The sequence below is a fragment of the Deinococcus gobiensis I-0 genome (assembly GCF_000252445.1).
GTDB lineage: Bacteria > Deinococcota > Deinococci > Deinococcales > Deinococcaceae > Deinococcus > Deinococcus gobiensis.
The window spans coordinates 2,589,970-2,610,819 of record NC_017790.1; the positions used below are offsets into that span (position 1 = coordinate 2,589,970).

At 72.1% G+C, this 20,850-nt stretch carries 16 protein-coding genes and 3 tRNA genes; 12 read left to right on the top strand and 7 right to left on the bottom strand.

The window, feature by feature from the left end; genetic code table 11:
- The first annotated feature begins 94 nt into the window (after window positions 1–94).
- On the top strand, window positions 95–2,041 hold the full coding sequence (locus DGO_RS12320) for a phosphodiester glycosidase family protein (RefSeq protein WP_338032386.1): 1,947 nt from the start codon (window positions 95–97) through the stop codon (window positions 2,039–2,041).
- On the top strand, window positions 2,038–2,217 hold the full coding sequence (locus DGO_RS12325; RefSeq protein ID WP_014685852.1) for a hypothetical protein: 180 nt from the start codon (window positions 2,038–2,040) through the stop codon (window positions 2,215–2,217). The genes DGO_RS12320 and DGO_RS12325 overlap by 4 nt, the downstream gene beginning before the upstream one ends.
- Here the strand turns inward: DGO_RS12325 and DGO_RS21150 are convergent.
- The 4 genes from DGO_RS21150 to DGO_RS12345 form a co-directional block, all read right to left on the bottom strand.
- Window positions 2,214–4,388 (bottom strand): putative bifunctional diguanylate cyclase/phosphodiesterase, encoded by a 2,175-nt coding sequence (locus DGO_RS21150; protein WP_050920808.1) that lies wholly within the window; start codon window positions 4,386–4,388, stop codon window positions 2,214–2,216. The genes DGO_RS12325 and DGO_RS21150 overlap by 4 nt on opposite strands.
- Window positions 4,389–4,562: 174 nt before the next feature.
- Window positions 4,563–4,639 (bottom strand) — tRNA-Arg (locus DGO_RS12335).
- Between the two features lie 39 nt (window positions 4,640–4,678).
- Window positions 4,679–4,752 (bottom strand) — tRNA-Gly (locus DGO_RS12340).
- A gap of 18 nt (window positions 4,753–4,770) precedes the next feature.
- Window positions 4,771–4,847 (bottom strand) — tRNA-Pro (locus DGO_RS12345).
- A gap of 122 nt (window positions 4,848–4,969) precedes the next feature.
- Here DGO_RS12345 and DGO_RS12350 point away from each other — a divergent pair.
- The 3 genes from DGO_RS12350 to DGO_RS12360 all read left to right on the top strand — a co-directional run bounded on the left by DGO_RS12350 (window position 4,970) and on the right by DGO_RS12360 (window position 7,860).
- Window positions 4,970–5,914 (top strand): aldo/keto reductase family protein, encoded by a 945-nt coding sequence (locus DGO_RS12350; protein WP_014685854.1) that lies wholly within the window; start codon window positions 4,970–4,972, stop codon window positions 5,912–5,914.
- A 118-nt stretch (window positions 5,915–6,032) separates the two neighbouring features.
- The gene (locus DGO_RS12355) at window positions 6,033–6,995 is read left to right on the top strand and encodes an ABC transporter ATP-binding protein (RefSeq protein WP_043802291.1); all 963 of its coding nucleotides are present in this window, start codon (window positions 6,033–6,035) and stop codon (window positions 6,993–6,995) included.
- A complete protein-coding gene (locus DGO_RS12360) occupies window positions 6,988–7,860 on the top strand; it encodes an ABC transporter permease (protein ID WP_014685856.1) in 873 nt (290 codons plus the stop codon). Before DGO_RS12355 ends, DGO_RS12360 begins: the two co-directional genes overlap by 8 nt.
- A 65-nt stretch (window positions 7,861–7,925) precedes the next feature.
- On the opposite strand, the gene plsY is transcribed toward DGO_RS12360, so the two are convergent.
- Window positions 7,926–8,540 (bottom strand): glycerol-3-phosphate 1-O-acyltransferase PlsY, encoded by a 615-nt coding sequence (gene plsY, locus DGO_RS12365; protein WP_043802295.1) that lies wholly within the window; start codon window positions 8,538–8,540, stop codon window positions 7,926–7,928.
- A gap of 118 nt (window positions 8,541–8,658) precedes the next feature.
- Between plsY and DGO_RS12370 the strand changes: the two genes are divergently transcribed.
- The 5 genes from DGO_RS12370 (at window position 8,659) to DGO_RS12390 (ending at window position 16,633) form a co-directional block, all read left to right on the top strand.
- On the top strand, window positions 8,659–9,111 hold the full coding sequence (locus DGO_RS12370; RefSeq protein WP_043802298.1) for a VOC family protein: 453 nt from the start codon (window positions 8,659–8,661) through the stop codon (window positions 9,109–9,111).
- Window positions 9,108–9,530, top strand: coding sequence for a VanZ family protein (locus DGO_RS23305; RefSeq protein ID WP_145975325.1), 423 nt, complete (start codon window positions 9,108–9,110; stop codon window positions 9,528–9,530). Before DGO_RS12370 ends, DGO_RS23305 begins: the two co-directional genes overlap by 4 nt.
- A gap of 198 nt (window positions 9,531–9,728) precedes the next feature.
- Window positions 9,729–10,634: an AAA family ATPase gene (locus DGO_RS12380; protein WP_014685860.1), complete on the top strand. Its 906-nt coding sequence runs from the start codon at window positions 9,729–9,731 to the stop codon at window positions 10,632–10,634.
- 1 nt (window position 10,635) lies between these two features.
- Window positions 10,636–13,611, top strand: coding sequence for a transglutaminaseTgpA domain-containing protein (locus DGO_RS12385; RefSeq protein ID WP_050920809.1), 2,976 nt, complete (start codon window positions 10,636–10,638; stop codon window positions 13,609–13,611).
- Between the two features lie 76 nt (window positions 13,612–13,687).
- Window positions 13,688–16,633 (top strand): insulinase family protein, encoded by a 2,946-nt coding sequence (locus tag DGO_RS12390; RefSeq protein ID WP_043802304.1) that lies wholly within the window; start codon window positions 13,688–13,690, stop codon window positions 16,631–16,633.
- 139 nt (window positions 16,634–16,772) lie between these two features.
- On the opposite strand, the gene DGO_RS12395 is transcribed toward DGO_RS12390, so the two are convergent.
- A complete protein-coding gene (locus tag DGO_RS12395) occupies window positions 16,773–18,368 on the bottom strand; it encodes a solute symporter family protein (protein ID WP_043802307.1) in 1,596 nt (531 codons plus the stop codon).
- The gene (locus tag DGO_RS12400) at window positions 18,365–18,679 is read right to left on the bottom strand and encodes a DUF485 domain-containing protein (protein ID WP_043802310.1); all 315 of its coding nucleotides are present in this window, start codon (window positions 18,677–18,679) and stop codon (window positions 18,365–18,367) included. The genes DGO_RS12395 and DGO_RS12400 overlap by 4 nt, the downstream gene beginning before the upstream one ends.
- A gap of 226 nt (window positions 18,680–18,905) precedes the next feature.
- Between DGO_RS12400 and moaA the strand changes: the two genes are divergently transcribed.
- Together moaA and DGO_RS12410 are read left to right on the top strand one after the other, a co-directional pair.
- Window positions 18,906–19,916, top strand: a complete 1,011-nt coding sequence (gene moaA, locus DGO_RS12405) for a GTP 3',8-cyclase MoaA (protein WP_014685865.1) — start codon at window positions 18,906–18,908, stop codon at window positions 19,914–19,916.
- Between the two features lie 162 nt (window positions 19,917–20,078).
- Window positions 20,079–20,771 carry a GntR family transcriptional regulator gene (locus DGO_RS12410; protein WP_014685866.1) on the top strand — a complete coding sequence of 231 codons (693 nt, stop codon included), beginning with the start codon at window positions 20,079–20,081 and terminating at the stop codon, window positions 20,769–20,771.
- Window positions 20,772–20,850: the final 79 nt, after the last annotated feature.

The following is a 20,850-nucleotide window of genomic DNA, read 5'->3' on the forward strand; positions in this document are numbered from 1 at the left end:
GCGTCGCACAAACCTCTGACGCGCCCCTTGCTCTGCGCCCGCCGCCTCCCCGGACTCACCCGCCGCCGCTGCCCGTGCGGATACACTCGCCCGCGTGACGGCAGGCGGGACAACGGGAAGGAAGGCGGCGCTCCTGGCGCTGATGCTGGGACTGCTGGGCGCGGCGCAGGCCCGCACGGTCGCCGTCGGCGGCGTGGCGCAGGCCCCGGCGGTGGATTCGCGGCTGCTCGCGGGCGGCGAGGCGCTGGCGGTGTGGACGCTGCCGCGCCTGGGCGTGAGCGTGCGCAACGACCCGCGCGACCTGCGGCTGCTGTACGGCGCCCGCGAACTGCGCTACGCGCCGGGCGGCGGCGGCCAGGGCGGCGGCTGGCGCGCGGTCGGCCTGCGCGTTCCCGCCGGTCTGGCCGCTCCGCAGAGCGTGAACGGCAGCCTGTACGTGCCCCTGGCGGCGCTGCGGGCCCTGGGCGTACGCGTGCTGAGCGAGGCCCCTGACGTGCTGGACTTCGCCGCTCCGGCCCTGGTCCCGGCCGCGACCCTTCCCCCCTCGCCGGACCTGGCGACGGCCACGGCCACGGCAGCCCCGCCCGCACCGAGCGCGTCGCCTGCTCCGGCCCGGCCCAGCACGCCCGCGCCGGTCACGGCGGCCCCGGCCCCCACCTCCGCGCCGGCCTCGCCTGCGCCCGGCTCCAGTCCGGTCACGGCGGCTCCCGCTGCCGCGACCACCCTGTCCACCGTGCGTATCGGCCGCGAACTGCACCGCAACGTGGAGGTGCAGCGGGTCGTGCTGGAACTCAGCGCGGCGGCGGCCTACACGGTCACGCGCGACCGCAGCGGCCTGAGCCTGACCCTCGCCGGGGTCGCGGCCACGCCGGTCCACCAGACCCTCAACTCGGGCGACACCCTCAGCGTCACGCCGGGAAGCGGCGGCGTGGCCGTGCGCCTGAACACGGGCGGGGGCAGCAGCGAGGTCTTTACCCTCGACAATCCGGCGCGCGTGGTGATCGACACGACGACCCAGCTCGACACCCGCGTGCCGCCTCCCATCGACCCCGAGGCCCTGCCGCCGGGCGTGACCTACCGCAACAAGGGCTACCTGCACCTCCTGAGCTTCGACCCCGCGCTGTACCAGCCGCGCGTGGTGAGTGCGCCTGCCGGCCGCGCCCTGGGGCTCTCGGCGCTGGTGGGGAGCGTGCGTGGGGTCGCCGGGGTCAACGGCGGCTACTTCGACCCGGCGACCGCCCTGCCGGTGGACCTCGTGGTCTCGGGCGGCCTGATGACCGCGCCCAGCCTGGAAAAGCGCGCCACCGTGGGCTTCACGGCCACCGGCGCCACGCTGGTCGGCTATCCCCGGCCCCGTTACGTGCTGAGTGGCCCGTTCGGCAGCGTCACCGTGAACACGGTCGGCCCCCGCGCGCGCGCCGACCTGCTCACGGCCTTCGTGGGCGACGGGCGCACGGCGGTCGGGGCCGACGGCCTGACCACGCTGTATGTCGTGCCCGGCGCAGGCACGGTCGCCTCGGCCCTGAGTGGGCGGGTCACGCCTCCGGCCGGCACGCTGGCCCTGACCTTCGACCCCTCGCGCTACCCGCAGCTGCCGCGCGCGGCCGGGGCCACCCTGAACGCCGCGCTGGCCTGGCGCGCCGAGGACGCGCCCTGGGACAGCGCGCAGGACGCCCTGAGCGCCGGGCCGCTGCTCGTGCAGGGCGGGCAGGTGGCGCTGAACCCGGCCCGCGAGCAGTTCAACACCTCGGCCGGCATCTGGCGCGCGACCCGGCAGGTGGCGCTGGGCACCCTGAACGGCCAGCCCACCATCGCCTACTTCGAGCACGGCACGCCCGAGGCTTTCGCGGCGGCGCTGGCCGCCTCGGGCGTACGCGACGCGGTGCGCATGGACAGCGGCAGCAGCGCGGCGGCGTATGTCACCGGCGGCTACGGCAACCTGGGCGGCTACCTCAACACGGTCTGGGGCCAGAACGTGCCCAACGCGGTCGTGTTCGTGCCGCGCGCGGCGGCCATGGCCCAGGCCGGCAAGGCGCCTTGAGCCGGAGCCGCACCCCCCGTCGCCCACCCCCCAGAGCCCCGTCGGCCCGGTTCACCGCGACCGGCCGCCCGAAGCGCCGCCGCCACGCCTTCGGGTGGTTCAGCGTGGCCCTGCGGATCGGGCTGGTGCTGCTGCTGCTGCTGTGGGGCCTGATCCTGTGGCACCGCCTGGGTTAGGCCGGGTCCAGGCGCGCGGCGAGCCAGGCGCTCAGGGCGGGCGCGTCCATCGGCCGGGCGAGGTGGTAGCCCTGGCCGTAGCCGCAGCCCAGGTCGCGCAGGGCGTCGAGCTGCGCCGGGGTCTCGATGCCTTCGGCCACGACGGTGAGGTTCAGGCTGCGCGCCATCTCGACGATGGACCGGACGATGCCCGGAAACTGCGCCGAGGTCGCCACGAAGGCCCGGTCCACCTTGAGCATCGAGAGCGGCAGGTGCTGCAACTTGGCGAGGGACGAGTAGCCCCGGCCGAAATCGTCGGCGGCGACGCCCACCCCGTCGCGCAGCAGGTCACGCAGCAGGACGTTGGCGCGGCGGTGGTCTTCCATGAACAGGCTCTCGGTGATCTCGACGACCAGGGCGCTCGGAGGGAGGCCGGTCTCCTCCAGCGTGGCCCGCAGCTGCCCCGGAAATCCGTTGCCCGCGAAATGCTGCGCCGAGAAGTTCACGGCCAGGGTCCGTACCCGCCCGGCGCGGATCAGCGGCCAGACCTGCCGGGCGGCCTCCCGCAGCACCCACAGGTCGATGCATTTCACGCTGCCCTGGGCCTCGGCCATCGAGATGAACTCGTCCGGCTGGATCAGGCCGTAGCGGGGGTGCTGCCAGCGCACCAGGGCCTCGACCCCCGGCACCTCGCCCGCCCCGCCGAGCGCCACGACCGGCTGGAACATCACCGACAGCTCGCCGCGCTCGGCCGCGCCCGGCAGGTCGTCCTCCAGGTCCTGCAGGAGCGACTGCCGGGCACGCATCCAGGGTTCGAAGACGCGCACGCCGCCGCGCCCGCTGCGCTTGCCGGTGTACATCGCCATGTCGGCCTCGTCGAGGAGGTCTCGCAGCTCGCACCCGGCGGTCCAGGCGTGGGTGACGCCGATGCTCAGGCCCACCTGCACGGCCCGCCCGCCCAGCGTGAAGGGCCGCAGCAGCTCGGCCATCAGCGTTTCGGCCAGCTGCCGCGCCTGCGCGGGCGACACCCCGCCGAGCAGCACCACGAACTCGTCGCCGCTCAGGCGGCACAGCGGCGCGCCGGGCGGCAGGCCCCGGCGCAGGCGTCCGGCGAGCTGTTGCAGCAGCAGGTCGCCGCCCCCGTGCCCGAAACGGTCGTTGATGCGCTTGAAGTGGTCGAGGTCCACCATCAGCAGGGTCAGCAGCGGCAGGCCGTCCTGGGCCTCGTCCGGCCCGGCACTTCCGTCTGCCGACCACCCGGCGCGCCGTTCGGCAAACCACTGCTGGAGCTGGGCGCGGTTGGGCAGACCGGTGAGGGTGTCGTGCATGGCCGTGTGGCGCAGGTGGTCGTTGATGGCCTGCAACTCGGCCGTGCGTTCGCGTACCCGCGCCTCCAGCTCGGCCGAGTGCTCCAGGAGCCGGCGTTCCAGGACGCGGCGCTCGGTCACGTCGGTCGTGAAGCTCACCGTACCGACCACCTCGCCGCCGCGCCAGAAGGGCTGCTTGCTCATGCGCAGGCTCATGGGCCGGCCCGCCAGCATGAGGTCGATCTCGCCGACCGCCGCCCGGCCGGTGCTCAGGGCCTCGTGGTCGAGCCGCTCGACCAGGGCCATGAGCTCGGGCGGAAACATCTGCGTGCTGTCCTGCCCGGTCAGGTCGTCGCTGTCGGCGGGGCGGTCGGCATAGCTGTTCAGGGCGGAGTTGTTCAGGATGAACCGCCCCTCCAGGTCCTTGATGGTGATGCCCACCATGCTCTGCTCGCACAGCCCGCGCAGCAGGTCGGCCTGTTCGAGCGAGCGCGCGTAGCTGGTGGTCTGGGCGGTCACGTCGCGGATCAGGCCCATCAGGCGGGTGGGCCCGCCCAGGTGCATCTCGGGCGGGGGACAGAAGCCGCTGAAATGGCACCAGCGCTGCTCGCCGGGCGCGTAGGTCAGGGGGTATTCCACATCGAAGCAGCCCCCCTCCTCCACGACCTGCCGCAGCGAGGCGTCGAGCAGCGCGCCGTCCTCTCGCGACAGGCCCGCCCACAGCACCCCGGCGTCCCACTTGCCCAGATGGGCGTCGTCGATATACAGCATGACCCTGGGCTGGCCGACCTCGGCGTGCCAGAACAGCACGCGGCGTTCACGCAGAAGATCCAGCACCTCCTGAAGACTCAGCTCCAGGTCAGTACTCAGGTGGGGGCGGGGCACTTGCGTCCTCATGGCTCTGATCGGCTCCTTGGCGGCGCAATTCCGGGTCGCGCCGGAGGATGGGCAGCGGTGCCGACAGGATACTGCCCGGCACGGGTGGGCGCGGCGCAGACAGCCCTAGATAGGGCGCAGGCGAACTCCCCCAGCCGTCGCCGGGGGAGCAAATTCGCCGTATGGCGCACCCTGTAGGACTCGAACCTACGACCGACCGCTTAGAAGGCGGTTGCTCTATCCAGCTGAGCTAAGGGTGCGGACAAAAAAGCTCCCGCCGGGGGAGCCTCTTGTGATTCTGGAGCGGGATCACGGATTCGAACCGAGGCCAGAAGCTTGGAAGGCTGCTGTGCTACCACTACACCAATCCCGCACATCTGGAGAGCCACTGTGGTCGAGGCGACAGGATTCGAACCTGCGACCCCTTGGTCCCAAACCAAGTGCGCTACCGGCCTGCGCTACGCCTCGGGCCTGACTCTCGCGGGACGAACTATAGCAGAGCCGGAGGCCGGTGGTGTTCATGTGCCGCTTCGCCTTCATCAGAGGTCAATCTGACGGCCCTCTCACGCTTTAAGAGTTAAAGTGCCGCCATGGAATACCGGAACCTCGGCAAGAGTGGTCTGAAGGTCAGTGAAGTCGCCCTGGGCGGCTGGGAAACCTACGGCGTGAACGTCAACGAAGGCCAGATGGTGCGTGAGATCGTGACCAAGGCCTACGACCTGGGGGTCAACTTCTTCGATCAGGCCGACGTGTACGCGCGCGGCAAGTCCGAGGAACTCATGGGGGCCGTGCTGCGCGAGTTCCCCCGCAACACGCTCGTCATCTCCAGCAAGGTCTTCTGGCCGATGAGCGACCACGTCAACGACCGGGGCCTGTCGCGCAAGCACGTGCTGGAGAGCATCGACGGCAGCCTCAAGCGCCTGGGCACCGACTACCTCGACATCTACTTCGCGCACCGCTACGACCCCGACGTGCCGATGGAAGAAATCGTGATGGCCTTCGATCAGGTCATCCGCGACGGCAAGGCGCTGTACTGGGGCACCTCGATGTGGCCCGCCGCCCGCATCGCCCAGGCGGTCGAGTTCGCCAAGGCCCACGGCCTGCACGCCCCCGTGACCGAGCAGCCCGAATACTCGATGATCCGCCGCGAGCGCGTCGAGGGCGAGATCCTGCCCTACACCGAGGGCGCGGGCGTGGGCCTGGTCGTCTGGAGCCCGCTGGCGATGGGCCTGCTGACCGGCAAATACGACGAGGGCAAGCCCGAGGGCGCGCGCCTCACCGAGAAGGACAACTGGGGCAAGAACTTCCTGACCGACGAGAACATCGCCAAGGTGCGGGACCTCAAGCCCATCGCCGACGGCCTGGGCATCACCCGCGCGCAGCTCGCCCTGGCGTGGATCCTGCGCCAGAAGGGCGTGAGCAGCGTGATCACCGGGGCCACCAAGGTCTCGCAGATCGAGGACACCGTCAAGGCGGCGGGCGTGCGCCTGAGCGAGGGCGACATCCAGAAGATCGAGGAGATTCTGAAGCGCTGAGTACAGCCCACAGGTAGGCGAGAGAACCGGGGGCTGAGGCTCCCGGTTTTTCCGTGTGTTACGGAGACTGCAATCTTCGGCGCACGGTGCCGCCCCCCACGCCCCCTATGCTGGCCGGGTGAATGCTATCGAGACGCGCGAACTGCGCAAGGTCTACCGGGGCCGGGCGGTGGTGGACGGCCTGAGCCTGACGGTCGGGGAGGGCGAGGTCTTCGGCTTTCTCGGCCCCAACGGCGCGGGCAAGAGCACGACGGTCAAGATGCTGCTGGGACTGGTGCTGCCCAGCGGCGGCGAGCTGCGCGTGCTGGGCGGCAGCCCCGCCGATCCGGACGTGCGCGCCCGCCTGGGCTTTTTGCCCGAGCAGTTCCGGTTCCAGACCTGGATGACCGGCGAGGAGTTCCTGAATTTCCACGGTCGGCTGGCGGGCCTGTCGGCGGCCGAACGCCGGACGCGCATTCCGCAGGTGCTGGAGACGGTGGGCCTGGGCGGGCGCGGGCGCGAGACCCTGAGCGGCTACTCGAAGGGCATGCTCCAGCGTGTGGGGCTGGCCGGGGCGATCCTGGCGCGGCCCAGGCTGGTGTTTCTGGACGAACCGACGAGCGCCCTGGACCCCATCGGGCGGGTCGAGGTGCGCGAGATCATCGAGTCGCTGCGCGGACAGGGGGTCGCGGTGTTCCTGAACTCGCATCTGCTGTCGGAGGTCGAGCAGGTGTGCGACCGCGTGGCCTTCGTCAAGCAGGGGCGGGTATTGCGCGGCGGCACCATGCGCGAACTCATGGGCGGGGTCGTGCCGGTGGACCTGCGCCTGGACCGCCTGCCGGACGGCCTTCAGGAGCGGCTCGCGCGGCTGGGCGAGGTGCGCCACATCGACACGGCCCTACACAGCCGGGTGGGTATCGAGCTATGGCTGGACCGGGAGGACGGGGTGCCGGCCGTGGCCGACGCCATCCACGCCAGCGGCGCGCGGCTGTACGCCCTGACGCCGCGCCGCCCCGACCTGGAAACCATGTTCCTGGAACTCATCGAGGACGCGCCGCGACCGCCGGAGCCCGCGCGTGCCCAGGAGGCCCACCGTGCGTAGTGCCCTGCTCATCGCCGAACTCTCGCTGCGCGAGGCGACGCGCAAACGCCTGGTCAGTGTGCTGCTCATCCTCAGCGCACTGTTCGTGGGCTTCTACCTGTATGGGGTGTTCCGGCTCAATGCCCAGCTCGACGACCGGGCCGCCGCCGCCGGGCTCGACGGGCGCAACCTGAACTCGCTGAGCAATGCCGGGGTCATGTACGCCACCCTCTTCGGGATGTACCTCGTGTTCTTCCTGGGCGCGCTGATGTCGGTGCTGGCGACCGTCTCGGCGGTCAGCGGCGACATCGAGAGCGGCGTCATGCAGAGCGTCCTGGCACGGCCGGTGGGCCGCGCCGGGCTGGTGCTGGGGCGCTGGCTGGGGTTCACGGTGGTCAACGTGGGCTACGTCGCCCTGCTCAGCGCCGCGATCCTGGGGGGCATCTACGCCATCACCGGCTACCTGCCGCCCGAACCGCTGCCGGCGGTGGGCCTGATCCTGCTGGCGGTCACGCTGCTCACCGGCCTGACGGTGCTGGGCAGCACGCTGTTCACCACCCTCGCCAACGGCATCGGGGTGTTCGTGCTGTACGGCGTGGGCTTTACCGGCGGCATTTTGGGCAGCATCGGCTCGGTGGCCGACAGCCCGACCCTCGCCACGCTGGGGCGTTTCGCCAACGCGCTGATGCCCACCAACGCCCTGTGGCTGGGGGCCAGCTACCACCTGCAACCCGACATCCTGCGCCAGCTCGGCGCGGCGGCGCGCGGCACCAACCCTTTCGTGGGCAGCGCGCCCACCCCCACCGGCCTGCTCGTGTGGGCCGCCGCCCTGACCCTCCTGGCCGTCAGCGCGGCCATGTGGCGCTTCAGTCGGCGCGACCTCTGAGCGTACGGAAGAAGGAGGTGGACGCCCCTGTTCCGGCGTCCACCTCCTTACTTTGGGCCCGGCTCCTAGTTCAGGACCTTCTTCTCGGCGGGCTTGTCGCCCAGGCGGCGCTCGGTCCCGGCCTGGAGACGGCGCACATTGTCGCGGTGCTGCCAGATGAGCAGCCCGGCCAGCACGGCGACGACCAGCGAGAGCCACAGGGGGCGCGCGAGGCTCAGGCTCAGGACCACCGCCGCGACCGCGCCAACGATGCTGCCCGCACTGACGAAGCGGGTGAGCCACATACAGAAGATCGCCACGGCGGCCACGCCCAGCCCGGCCAGCGGGTCGAGCACCGCGATGACGCCGAAACTGGTCGCCACCCCTTTGCCGCCCCGGAACCCCAGAAAGGGGCTGAAGTTGTGCCCCACCACGGCGGCCACCCCGCACAGCGCCGCGACCGGCTCGTCGAGATGCAGGGCGCGGGCGATGACGACCGCCAGCACGCCCTTGAGGATGTCGAAGATCGCCACCGCCAGCGCCGGACCCTTGCCCAGCGAGCGCAGCACGTTGGTCGCGCCGCTGTTGCCGCTGCCCACCTGCCGGATATCCACGCCGCGCGAACGGGCCACCCAGGCCGCTGCCGGCACGGCTCCTATGACATAGGCGATCAGAACCGCGAGCACGGCGAACAGGGACACGCCTCCGATTGTCGCACAACCGCTTTGCACCGCCTCCAAACCGCGTCCGGGCGGCGCGGAACGCCGGAAAAGCCCCGGACGCTCCCCACTGCACAAATGCTCTAGGCTGCCGGGCGACATGTCCGCCTCCACTCCCGGCCCCCAGCTCCTCGACCATCTGGGAATCGCCACGCCCGACCTCGACACCGGCTCCGCGCCCTACCTCGCCCTGGGCCTGCGCGCCGAGGGCCCCGACGAGGAGGTCGCGCACCAGGGCGTGCGGGTGCGGGCCTTCCGGGTGGGCGACACCCTGATCGAGCTGCTCGCCCCCACCCGGCCGGACAGCGCGGTCGCGGCCTTTCTGGAGCGCCGGGGGCCGGGACTGCACCATGCGGCCTACCGCGTGCCCGACCTGGACGCCGAGGTCGCTCGCCTGGGTGCCCAGGGCGCGCCCTTCCTGGGTCCGGTGGCGGCCGGGCGGGCAGGTACGCGGGTCGCCTTCCTGCACCCGCGCTGGGGGCAGGGCACCCTGATCGAGCTGGTCGAACATCCGCACGTGGTCCCCGGTACGGAAGGACCGGCCGGGTCTTGACCCCGCGCAACCCCTGCGCCGCGCCCGGCTGGTGGATTCCCGCACTGGCGATCGCCGGAGCCATCTGGGTGCTGAGCAGTTCGGCCGATACGCCAGGGCCGCCGCTGCATCATCCCCTCGACTGGGCCGCGCATTTCCTGAGCTATCTGGCGCTGGGCTACGCGCTGGGCCGCGCGACCGGCCGCCCCACACTGGCCTGGTTGCTGGCCGCGTGGTGGGGCGCCGGCGACGAGATCCATCAGGCCTTCGTGCCGGGGCGCGAGGCGGGCATCGGCGACTGGTGGTTCGACCTCGCGGGGAGCGGCCTGGGCACGTGGCTGGCGGGCCGCGCCTGCCTGAAACGGAGCGCGCGGCGAAGCGGCCGGTCCGGAGAGGGGCCGGGTGCCCGCGAAACCCGGCAGGACGGAAACCGAGGCTAGCCCGGCGCAACGGCCCCGCCGACCGTTGCGCCGCATGAGCTGGCGAGGCCGTCTTCCTGAGCGTTTCTCCATCCTGTCGGCGCTGTGGCAGTTCTGTCAGGGGCGGCCCCCTAGGCTGCGGGGGTGAGCCGCGCCGCTGCCCCGCTTTTTTCCGACCCGGCCCCCTCCGGCGCCACTCCGGCCGGCCTCCACGCCGCCGTGGGGCGCGCGCTGGCGCAGCTCGACGGGGTGATCCTGGGCAAGTCCACACAGGTCCGGCTGGCGATGGCCTGCGTGCTGGCGCGCGGGCACCTGCTCATCGAGGACCAGCCGGGGGTCGGCAAGACCACGCTGGCGCAGGCGCTGGCACGCACGCTGGGGCTGGGGTTCCGGCGCGTGCAGTTCACCAGCGACCTGCTGCCAGCCGACCTGCTGGGCGTGAGCATCTGGGACGCGGCGAGCGGCAGTTTCCGCTTCCAGCCGGGGCCGGTGTTCTCGCAGGTGCTGCTGGCCGACGAGATCAACCGCGCCACCCCGCGCACGCAGTCGGCGCTGCTGGAGGCGATGGAGGAGCGGCAGGTCAGCGAGGGCGGGGTGAGCCGCGCGCTGCCCGACCCCTTTTTCGTGATCGCCACGCAGAACCCGGGCGCCTTCGTGGGCACCTCGCCGCTGCCCGAGGCGCAGCTCGACCGCTTCCTGCTGACGGTCACGCTGGGCTACCCCGACGTGCAGGCCGAGCGCGCCCTGCTGGAAACGGGGGGCCGCAGCCAGAGCGTGCGCGAGCTGCCGGCCGTGCTGGACCCCGCCACGCTGCTCGCCGCGCAGGCGGAGGTGGACCGGGTGTACGCGGCCGGGCCGCTGCTCGACTACCTGCAACTGCTGGCGCGCGCCACCCGCGAACACCCGGCGCTGGGCGCGGGCCTGAGCCCCCGCGCGCTGCTGGCACTGCTGGCCGTCACGCGGGCCTGGGCGTATCTGGAGGGCCGCGACGCCGCGCTGCCCGAGGACGTGCAGGCGGTCTTTCCCTCGCTGGCCGGACACCGCCTGCCGCTGCGGGGCGCGCCGGGCACAGGCGGCATCGGGGCCATCGTCGCGGGCCTGCTGCGCGACACGCCCCTTCCCTGAGATGACGGCCCCGCGCATCCCAGCCCCGGCCCGGCCCCCCACGCCCACGCTGCGCCCGACACGGCTGGGCGCCCTGTTCCTGCTCCTCGTGGTCCTGACCCTGATCGGCTGCGTGAACTACAGCCTGAGCCTGGGCTACGGCCTGACCTTTCTGCTGGGCGGCGTGTGGGTCATCAGCGCGGCGCAGGCCCTGCGCACGGTGCGCGGCGTGCGGGTCGGCCCGCCGGTGCCGGAAAGCGCCCCCGCGCTGGCCGGGCAGCCCCTGAGCTTCCGGGTGCCTCTGGGACGCGAGGGCCACTCGGCGGCTCCGGGCGGCGCGCTGCGCCTGCGCGTGCGGGCGCGGCAGGGCGAGCAGACCCACACCCTGAGCGTCGCGGCCCTCGCCAGCCACCCGGACGGCGGCCTGACCCTGACCCTGCTGGACCCCCGGCGCGGCGCCCTAAACCTGGAAGGCTGGCGCCTGAGCGGCCTGGACCCCCTGGGCCTGTGGAGCGCCGACCTGCCCCTGACCGCCGAGACCGGTCCCGGCGAGCTGCGGCTGTGGGTGGCCCCCGCGCCCGAGGCCCAGGCCCCGGCGCCGCCGACCCTCTTCGCCGCCGGACACGCCGAGACCGGGCGGCGCGCGGCAGGCCAGGACGACCTCGCGGGGCTGCGGCCCTACCAGGCGGGCGACGCTCCCCGGCTGGTGTCGTGGCGCCACGCCGCGCGCACCGGGGCGCTGCTCACCCGCGAGTACGACGCCCCGGCCGGGCAGGCCCCGGCGCTGGACTGGGCCGCGACCACCGGGCTGCAAGGGCCCGAGGCGCGGCTCTCGCGGCTGTGCGCCTGGGTGCTCGCGGCGCGCGCACAGGGCGACGCCTTCTCGTTTTCGCTGCCCGGCACGGCCCTCGCGGCGGCGGCGGGCGAGGCGCAGGTGGCGGCGGCCCTGGGGGCACTGGCGGCCTTCGGCACACCCCCGGCCGTGCCCGCGCCTCCTCCGGCAAGACGCAGCCTCTTCTCCCCTACCAGCCGCGAAACCCTGCCCGCCGGGCCGCTGCGCTTCTCGCTGCTGGCGCTGGCGGTCGCGCTGCTGCCGGGGGTGCTGCGCCAGCCGGTGTGGCTCACGGCGCTGCTGGCGGCGGGGCTGGGCTACGCGGCGCTGCGGGCGGGCCAGAATCAGGGCGCCGCGCCGCGCGGGACACGGCGCCTTCCGGCCCTCCCGGCCGCCGCACTGGCGCTGGTCGCCGTGCTGGGCGCGCTGGGCCTGAACGCCGCCTACGGCACGCTGCTCGGGCAGGACGCGGGCACCGCGCTGCTGGGCCTGCTCATCGTGCTCAAGGCGGCCGAGACGCACACCCGGCGCGACGCCCGGCTGCTCTCCTTGCTGGGCCTGTTCCTGACGAGCACCCACTTCTTCCACGACCAGGGGCCGCTGACCGCGCTGCACGCCCTGCTGGCGACGGCGGCCCTGCTCGCCGCGCTGGGCGGCTGGACCCTGGAGGACGGCGAGGACCACGCGGCCGACGACGCGCCCGCGCCCACCACCGGCCTGCGCCGCGCCGGCCAGCTGATGCTGCTGGCCGCCCCCCTGGCCGCGCTCCTCTTCGCCCTGTTTCCGCGTCCGGACGGCCCGCTGTGGCAGCTCCCCATCCAGCAGGGCGCGCAGACCGGGCTGGCCGACAGCATCAGCGCGGGCGAGTTCAGCAACCTCGCCCAAAGCCGCGAGGTGGCCTTCCGCGCCGACTTCACGGGCACCGTGCCCGCCCCCGAGGAGCGCTACTGGCGCGGCCCGGTGTACGAGCTGTACGACGGCCTGCGCTGGACGCAGCTCCGGGCCTTCTTCAATCCCACACCTGTCCAGGTGTTCGGCCCCACCCGCAGCTACAGCGTCACGCTGGAACCGAGCGGCAAGCCCTGGCTGCTGGCGCTGGACGTGCCGGTCACGCAGCCGCGCGGCACCTACTTCACCAGCGCCTTCCAGGCGGCGGCCTACCCGCCCCCCACGCGGCGCACCCGCTACACCTTCACGCAGCAGGCCGCCCGCCTGGGCCTGAACGAGGACGAGCGGCGGCTGAACCTGAACCTGCAACTGCCGCCCGGCCAGAACCCGCGTGCCGTAGCCCTGGCGCAGGAGTGGCGCAGCCTCGCGCCCGCTCAGCGCGTGCAGGCGGGGCTGGACGTGTTCCGCAGCGGCTTCAGCTACAGCCTGACTCCGCCTACGCTGCCCGAGCAGAACCGCATCGACGCTTTTCTGTACAGCAGCCGCGTGGGCTTCTGCGAGCATTTCGCCAGCGCCTTCACCTTCCTGATGCGGGCGGCGGGCGTGCCGGCGCGCATCGTGGGCGGCTACCAGGGCGGCGAGATCAACCCCGACGGCGGCTACCTGACCGTGCGCCAGCAGGACGCCCACGCCTGGGCCGAGGTCTGGCTCGCGGGGCAGGGCTGGGTGCGGGTGGACCCGACCGCCGTGGTGGCCCCCGCCCGCATCCGCGCCGACCTGGGCACCGCCCTGACCCAGCCGCAGGCGACCGCCGCGCGGCCCCCCGGCACGCTGGCCCGCGCCCTGCTGCGCGTGGACGCCCTGCAAAACAGCTGGAACACCTGGGTCGCGGGCTACGACGGCACCCAGCAGCGCACCCTGCTGGCCCGCCTGGGGGTACAGGGCGTCGGCTCGGCCCCCTATCTGCTGGCGCTGGCGGCCCTGGCGGGGCTGGCGCTGCTGCCGGGGCTGCTGCTCGCTCGGCGCGCCGCCCGTCCCCGCGATCCCCTCGCGCGCAGCCTGCACGACCTCGGCGCGCGCCTGGGCCTGCCCCAGCACCCCGGCGAGACCCCCACCGCCTACGCCGCGCGGGCGGGCGCGCAGTTCCCCGGGCTGGCGGCCGAGCTGCGCGCCGTGGCCGCCGAGTACAACCGCCTGCGCTACGGCCGCGCGGGCGCCGACCCGGCCGGGGTGCGGGCGCTGCGCGCGCGGGTACGGCAGGTGCGCCGGCCCCGCTGAGTCCCCCGGCCCGCTGCCCCCGACAACACGGGATTTGCTCCTATTGCGCGTTCCTGGCGGCGCTATCCTGCCGGGCATGACCGCCACACCCACCGCCCACCGCCTGCCCAGCGTGGGGGACACGCTGGGGCGCTACACCGTCGAGCGGACCGAAGCCCTGCCCGAGATGAGCGGCACGCTGGTCCTGCTGCGTCACGAGAACGGCGCCCGGCACGCCCACGTCGCCCGCGAGGACGACAACCTCGCCTTCGGGGTCACCTTCCCGACCGTCCCCAAGGACAGCACGGGCGTGGCGCACATCCTGGAGCACAACGTCCTGATGGGCAGCCGCAAGTACCCGGTGCCCGATCCCTTCTTCTCGATGCTGCCGCGCTCGCTGAACACCTTCATGAACGCCATGACGGCCAGCGACTGGACCACCTATCCCTTCAGCACGCGCAACGTGCAGGACTACGACAACCTGCTGTCGGTGTACCTCGACGCGACCTTCTTCCCGCTGCTGCGCTACGAGAGCTTCTTGCAGGACGGCCACCGCTTCGAGTTCGAGACGCCCGACGACCCGACCACCACCCTCAAGCTCCAGGGCGTCGTGTACAACGAGATGAAGGGCGCGATGGCCTCGGCGGGGTCGGTGATGTGGCGCTCGCTGGGGCAGGCGCTGTACCCGGACCTGACCTACGCCAACAACAGCGGCGGCTCGCCCGAGCACATCCCCGAGCTGACCTACGAGGGCCTGCGGGCCTTCCATGCCGCGCACTACCACCCCAGCAACGCGTACTTCTACAGCTACGGCAACCAGAGCCTGGAGCATGTGCTGGAGCGTGTCGAGGATCAGGTGATGTCGCAGTTCCCGGCCCAGACGCTGGACGTGAGCATCCCCGACCAGCCGGACTTCGGTGCCCCGCGCCGCATGGACGTGGTGTACCCCGGCACCGACACCGAGCGCGGCGCGCAGGCCCTCGTCGCCTGGAAGCTGGGGCGCAGCAGCGACCCCGACCTCAACCTGCGCTGGAGCGTGCTGAGCGACGTGCTGCTGGGCAACGCGGGCGCGCCGCTGACCCGGCCCCTGATCGACTCGGGCCTGGGTTCGGCGCTGGCCGACTTCTCGGGCTACCGCGACTCCTTCCGCGAGGGGGCCTTCGCGGTGGGCCTCAAAGGCCTGAGTGCGGGTAAGGCCGACGAGGTCGAGGCGCTGGTGCTCGCCACCCTGCGCCAGATCGCGGACGCGGGCCTGGACCCGGCCCTGATCGAGAGCAGCCTGCACCAGTTCGAGATCGCGCAGAAGGAGGTCAGCAACAGCGGCTACCCCTACGGCCTCCAGGTCATGTTCCGGCTGCTGGGGCCGTGGCTCTACGGCGGCGATCCAGTGACCGGCCTGCGTCTGGACACCGAACTGGACCACCTGCGCGCCGATCTGGCGGGCGGCGCGCGCGTCTTCGAGACGATGATCGGGGAAGGGCTGCTGGACAACCCCCACCGCGTGACCCTGAACGTGACCCCCGACCCCGAGCTGGCCGCCCGCACCGAGCAGAGCGAGCGTGAGCTGGTCGGGCGCCTGAGCGCCGACTTCACCGACGAGGACCGCGCCCGCATCGTGCGCGAGAGCCTGCAACTCCAGTCGCTCCAGGGGCAGGAGAGCGACCCCAACGTGCTGCCCACGCTGACGCTGGCCGACGTGCCCGCCGGGGTGGCGCGGCCCGAGTACGCCACCGAGCAGGCCGGGCGCGCGCTGGTGGGCCGGGTGCCGCAGCCGACCGGCGGGCTGGACTACCTCGACGTGCAGGTGCGCCTGCCCGAGCTGGGAGAGCTGCTCGACGTGCTGCCGCTGTACGCCTACGCGGTCACGCGCAGCGGCGCGGCCGGGCAGGACTACGTGGCCCTGGCCCGCCGCGCCGAGGCGGTCACCGGCGGCGTCAGCGCGAGCGCGGCGGTGGGCACGGCCCCGGACGATCTGGGCCGGGTGCGCCTCGCCCTGTCCTTCAGCGGCAAGGCGCTGGCCCGCAACGGCGGCGACCTCGTCTCGCTGCTGCGCGACGTGATCGCCCAGCCCGAGTTCACGCGCGAGCGGCTGCGCCAGCTGCTCGAACAGCGCCTCGCGGGCCTCAAGGCCAGCGTGGTGGGGTCGGGCAACGCCTACGCCGACCGTCTCGCCTCGGCGCAGGTCAGCCTCTCGGCCGCGACCGACGAGCGCCTGGGCGGCCTGAGCCTGCTGGCGAACCTGAAGGCCATCGTCGAGGGCGGCGAGGGCCAGCCCGAAGCGCTCGACGACCGCCTGGACGCCCTGCTGGCGCGCTTCGCCGAACTGCACGCCCTGATCCTGCGCGGCCAGCCGCTGCTGTGCCTGACCGCGCTGCCCGGCGACCTGGACCTGGACCTCACGTCCATCACCGGGCTGTTCACGGGGGACACGGCGGTCGGCGTGCCCACGCCCCCCCGGCCCGCGCGCACGCCGCAGGCCCGCCTGACCGACTCGCCGGTCGCTTTCAACGCGCTAGCCTACCCCACCGTGCCCTACACCCATACGGACAGCCCCGCGCTGCTGGTGCTCTCGCGCCTGCTGCGCGGCGAGTACCTGCTGCCCGAGATCCGCGAGAAGGGCGGGGCCTACGGCGCGGCGGCGGGCTTCGACACCCGCGCGGGCGTGTTCAGCTTCTCGAGCTACCGCGACCCGCACGTGCGGCGCACCTACGAGGTCTTCCAGAACGTGCAGGCCTTCCTGGCGGGCGACCTGGGCGAGCGCGAGCTGACCGAGGCCATCCTGTCGGCCAGCAAGCTCCTGGATCCCCTGACCAGCCCCGACACGGTGGGCCGCCTGCGCTTTTTCGGCGACCAGGGCGGCTACACCCCCGAGGTGCAGGAGGCCTACAAGGCCCGGCTGCTGGCCGTGACCCTGGACGACCTGCGCCGAGTGGCCGCCACCTACCTGACCCCCGAGCGCGCCGCCTACGCCCTGGTGGCGGGCAAGGACCCCAACGCCGACGTGCAGGAGCTGGGCCTGGAGTTCGAAGTCACGAAGATCTGACCTAAACGCCCCTTGCAGAAGGCCCCCGACGCGCTGCCGGGGGCCTTCTTTTTGGGGAACATCCCAGCGGTTTTCAGGTGCTCGCTCCGCTCGATTCAGAGGGACCAAGGGCAACCCCTGGTCCCTCTGAATTCTGTTCTCAGTCGTGCGCGGCGACGGTGCCGTCCACGCCCGAGCCGGTGTAGGCCCGGAACTGCATCTCCTCGAAGCGGCGCTCGTCCTCGCCCTCGTTGCGGCGCGCGGCCCCGACCATCGTGCCCAGCACCGCGAACAGGAAGCCGGCGGGGATGCTGACGATGCCGGGGTTTTCCAGCGGGAAGATGGGCGCGGCCTGCACGACGTGGCGGCCGGTGGTCTTTTCGGGCGGGTCGATACCCCGGATGTTGGGGCTCACCGCGATGAGGGCCAGGCAGGTCAGGATGCCGCCCACGATGCCCCAGATGGCCCCGGTCGCGTTGAACTTCTTCCAGAACAGCGTGAACAGGATCACCGGCAGGTTGGCCGAGGCGGCGATGGCGAAGGCCAGCGCGACCAGGAAGGCCACGTTCTGGTTCTTGGCGAGCAGGCCCAGCCCGATGGCGACCAGCCCGACCGCGACCGTGGCGAGCCGCGCCACCTTGAACTGCTCGGCCTCGCCGACCTGCCCGCCGCGCAGCACACCGTTGTAGATGTCGTGCGTGAAGCTGGTGCTCGCGCTGATGGTCAGGCCCGCGACGACTGCCAGGATCGTGGCGAAGGCCACCGCCGTCACGAAGGCCAGCCCGAACTCGCCGCCCACCGTGCCCGCGCCGCCGAAGAGCGCCTGCGCCAGCAGCGGGGCCGCCATGTTGCCCGCCGCGTTGGCGGCGACGATGGCGTCGCGGCCCAGCAGCACGTTCGCCGCGTTGCCCATGAAGGCGGTCATGACATAGAAGGCCCCGATGAGGACCATCGCCCACACCACGCTCTTGCGGGCGTCCTGGGCGGTGGGCACGGTGTAGAAGCGCACCAGGATGTGCGGCAGCCCGGCGGTGCCCAGCACGAGGGCCATGCACAGCGAGATCAGGTCGATGGGGTTCTTGTACTTCACGCCCGCGCCCAGGAACTCCGCGCCGCTCCGGGCCTCGACCTGCCCCAGCAGGTTGCTGAACGAAAAGCCGAAGCGGCTCAGGATCAGGAAGGTCATGACGATGGTGGCGAACATCAGGAGCACGGCCTTGACGATCTGTACCCAGGTCGTGGCGAGCATGCCGCCCACGACCACGTAGACGATCATCAGGATGCCCACGAGCGGAATCGCCAGTTCGGGGCGCAGCACGCCGCCCGAGAGCAGCGAGATCAGGCTGCCGGCGCCGACCACCTGCGCGATCATGTAGAAGGTGCTCACGACGATGGTGCTGACGGCCGCGTACATCCGCACGCGCGGGTCGCGCAGGCGGTAGACGAGCATGTCGGCCAGGGTGTACTTGCCCAGGTTGCGCAGCGGCTCGGCCACGATGAACAGCACCGTCAGGTAGGCGATGAACCAGCCCACCGAGTACATGAAGCCGTCGTAGCCGTTCAGGGCGATCAATCCGGTGATGCCCAGGAAGGACGCCGCCGACATGTAGTCCCCGGCGATGGCGATGCCGTTCTGCGTCGCGCTGATCTTGCCCCCGGCCACATAGAAGTCGCTGGCGCTCGTGTTGCGCCGCGAGGCCCAGAAGGTGATGCCCAGCGTCAGGGCCACGATGAGGGCCGCCAGCAGCAGGGTCACGCCGCGCCCCCCAGGCCCCGCGCCTCACGCGCCAGGCGGTCGAAGGTGCGGGCCTTGACCACGTACACGGCCGCCAGCACCCAGCCCATCGCGAACTCGGCGAAGGCCAGCACATAGCCGAAAGTCACGTTGCCGAAGACCTTGGTCGCCATCAGCGGCTTGTTGTAGCCGGCCAGCAGCGGCAGCAGGAAATACAGCACCAGAAAGAGAAGGGTCATCGTCACCGTGAAGCGGTTGCGCTCCGCGACGAGTTGCGCGAAGGCCGCATTCCGGGAAGACGGCGGCGCGGCGGACGGATGGGTCACGGTCATCTGAACCTCCAGCAGCGGTATGGGGGCGGGAACGGACTTCGCGGCCTCCTGAACGGGTTGTGAGAACAGGTCCAGCGTAGGGGCCTGTTGTGAAGATTTCAATAGACCCGGTTCAGACTGACTGGCTTGCAGGTAGGAAGGGGGACGCTGCGGAGCGCGCCGGTGAAGGGAAGGCAAATGCGAGTCAGGCCTCCCGGCCGCGCGGCCCAGCCGCTATGGTTGAGGCGTGTTGACGGATCAGTTGGGGCGGCCCCTGCGGGATTTGCGGATCAGCGTGACCGACCGCTGCAACCTGCGCTGCACCTACTGCATGCCGGCCGAGGTATTCGGGGCCGACTACGCCTTCTTGCCCCGCGCCGAACTGCTGAGCTTCGAGGAGATCGAGCGTCTGGCGCGCGCCTTCGTGGAGCTGGGCGTGCGCAAGCTGCGCCTGACCGGCGGCGAGCCGACCCTGCGGCGCGACCTGCCCGACCTCGTGGCGCGCCTGGCCCGCATTGGGGGCGTGCAGGACATCGCCATGACCACCAACGGCCTCCTGCTGCCGCGCTTCGCCGCCGACCTGAAGGCGGCGGGCCTGGACCGCGTGACGGTCAGCATCGACAGCCTCGACCCGGAGGTCTTCGGGCGCATGAACGGGCTGGGTCAGCACCCGCAGAAGGTGGTAGACGGCATCGAGGCGGCGCTCGCGGCGGGGCTGGGGGTCAAGATCAATACGGTGGTGCAGCGCGGCGTGAACGACGACGGCCTGCGCGAGCTGTGGCTGGCGCTGCGGGACCTCGCGCCGCTGCGGTTCATCGAGTTCATGGACGTGGGCAACCACAACGGCTGGAACATGGACAGCGTGGTGCCCTCGGGCGAGGTGCTCGCGCGCCTGGGCGGCGAGGCGGGGGCGGCGGCCTTCGCGCCGCGCGCGGCCAGCTACCGGGGCGAGGTCGCGGCCCGCCATGTCGACGCGGCCGGGCACGAGGTCGGCCTGATCTCGTCGGTCACGGCGCCCTTCTGCGGCGACTGCTCGCGGGCCCGGCTCTCGGCGGTGGGCGTGCTCTACACCTGTCTGTTCGCGGGAAGCGGCACCGACCTGCGCGCCCCGCTGCGCGCCGGAGCCTCCGACGCCGAACTGCGCGAACAGGTGGCCGGGGTGTGGGCCGCGCGGCGCGACCGCTACAGCGAGGAGCGCGGCGAGATCACCCGGGCGGGCACGCGGGCCAAGGTCGAGATGTCGCATATCGGCGGCTAGGGGCCTGTCCTCACCGCCCCCGTCCGGCGTCCTGTGGGCGCGGCGCGGCGCCAAAGTTGTTCCTGACCCCGTGACGGCCAGGGGCCCGAGCTTGTGTACTCTTCACACTATCTTTAGACTGAGCGGAAGCGCCGCCTGCCAGCGGATTGCCCGGAGGGATGCATGGCGAAGTACCCGCTCATCAAGACCACTCTGAAAGACCGCCTGCTCGGGGGTCACTATGCCGAAGGGCTGCCGCTGCCCAGCGAGCCGCAGCTCGCCCGCGAATTCGAGGTCTCGCGCATGACGGCGCGGCGCGCCATCGACGAACTGGAACGCGAAGGGTACGTGTACCGCGTGCAGGGGGCCGGAACCTTTCCGACCGGCAAACGCTTCCGGCAGGGCATGTTCCGCGTGCGGCCCTTCAAGGAATGGGCGCGCCACCCCGACCACCGCACCACCGTGCTGCGCGCCATGCAGATCGAGGCGACGCCCGAGATCGCCATCGTCCTGCAGATCCAGCCCGGCGACCCGGTGGTGTTCGTGCACCGCCTGCGCATGGCGGGCGACGAGGCCCTGGTCATCGAGAAGCGCTACATCAACGCCTCGCTCGTGCCGGGGCTGCTCGACTACAACCTGGGCGTCGAGAGCATCCACGAGACAATGATCAGCATGGGCGTACCCCTGCAACGCGTCGAGCAGAATCTGGAGGCCGTGAACCTGCGCCAGGAGGAAGCCGACCTGCTGCGCGTGCCGCTGGGCACCGCCGCCTTCCTGCTGCGGCGCACGACCTACAGCGGCCCCAAGCGCGCGAGCTACGTCAACTACTGGGTGCGCGGCGACCGCTACGCCTTTCAGGACAGCTTCGAGCCGTAAGCGCGGCTACACTCCCCGGCGGAAGCCTGAGAATGGGCCGGTGCGCGGCGGCAAATGGTAACGTTTCCATAATAAACGG

Coding starts and splice junctions, on each gene's coding strand:
- DGO_RS12350 (WP_014685854.1), top strand. CDS start 4,970: ATGGAATACCGGAACCTCGGCAAGAGTGGTCTGAAGGTCAGTGAAGTC.
- DGO_RS12370 (WP_043802298.1), top strand. CDS start 8,659: ATGTCCGCCTCCACTCCCGGCCCCCAGCTCCTCGACCATCTGGGAATC.
- DGO_RS12385 (WP_050920809.1), top strand. CDS start 10,636: ATGACGGCCCCGCGCATCCCAGCCCCGGCCCGGCCCCCCACGCCCACG.
- DGO_RS12390 (WP_043802304.1), top strand. CDS start 13,688: ATGACCGCCACACCCACCGCCCACCGCCTGCCCAGCGTGGGGGACACG.
- DGO_RS12400 (WP_043802310.1), bottom strand. CDS start 18,679: ATGACCGTGACCCATCCGTCCGCCGCGCCGCCGTCTTCCCGGAATGCG.
- DGO_RS12410 (WP_014685866.1), top strand. CDS start 20,079: ATGGCGAAGTACCCGCTCATCAAGACCACTCTGAAAGACCGCCTGCTC.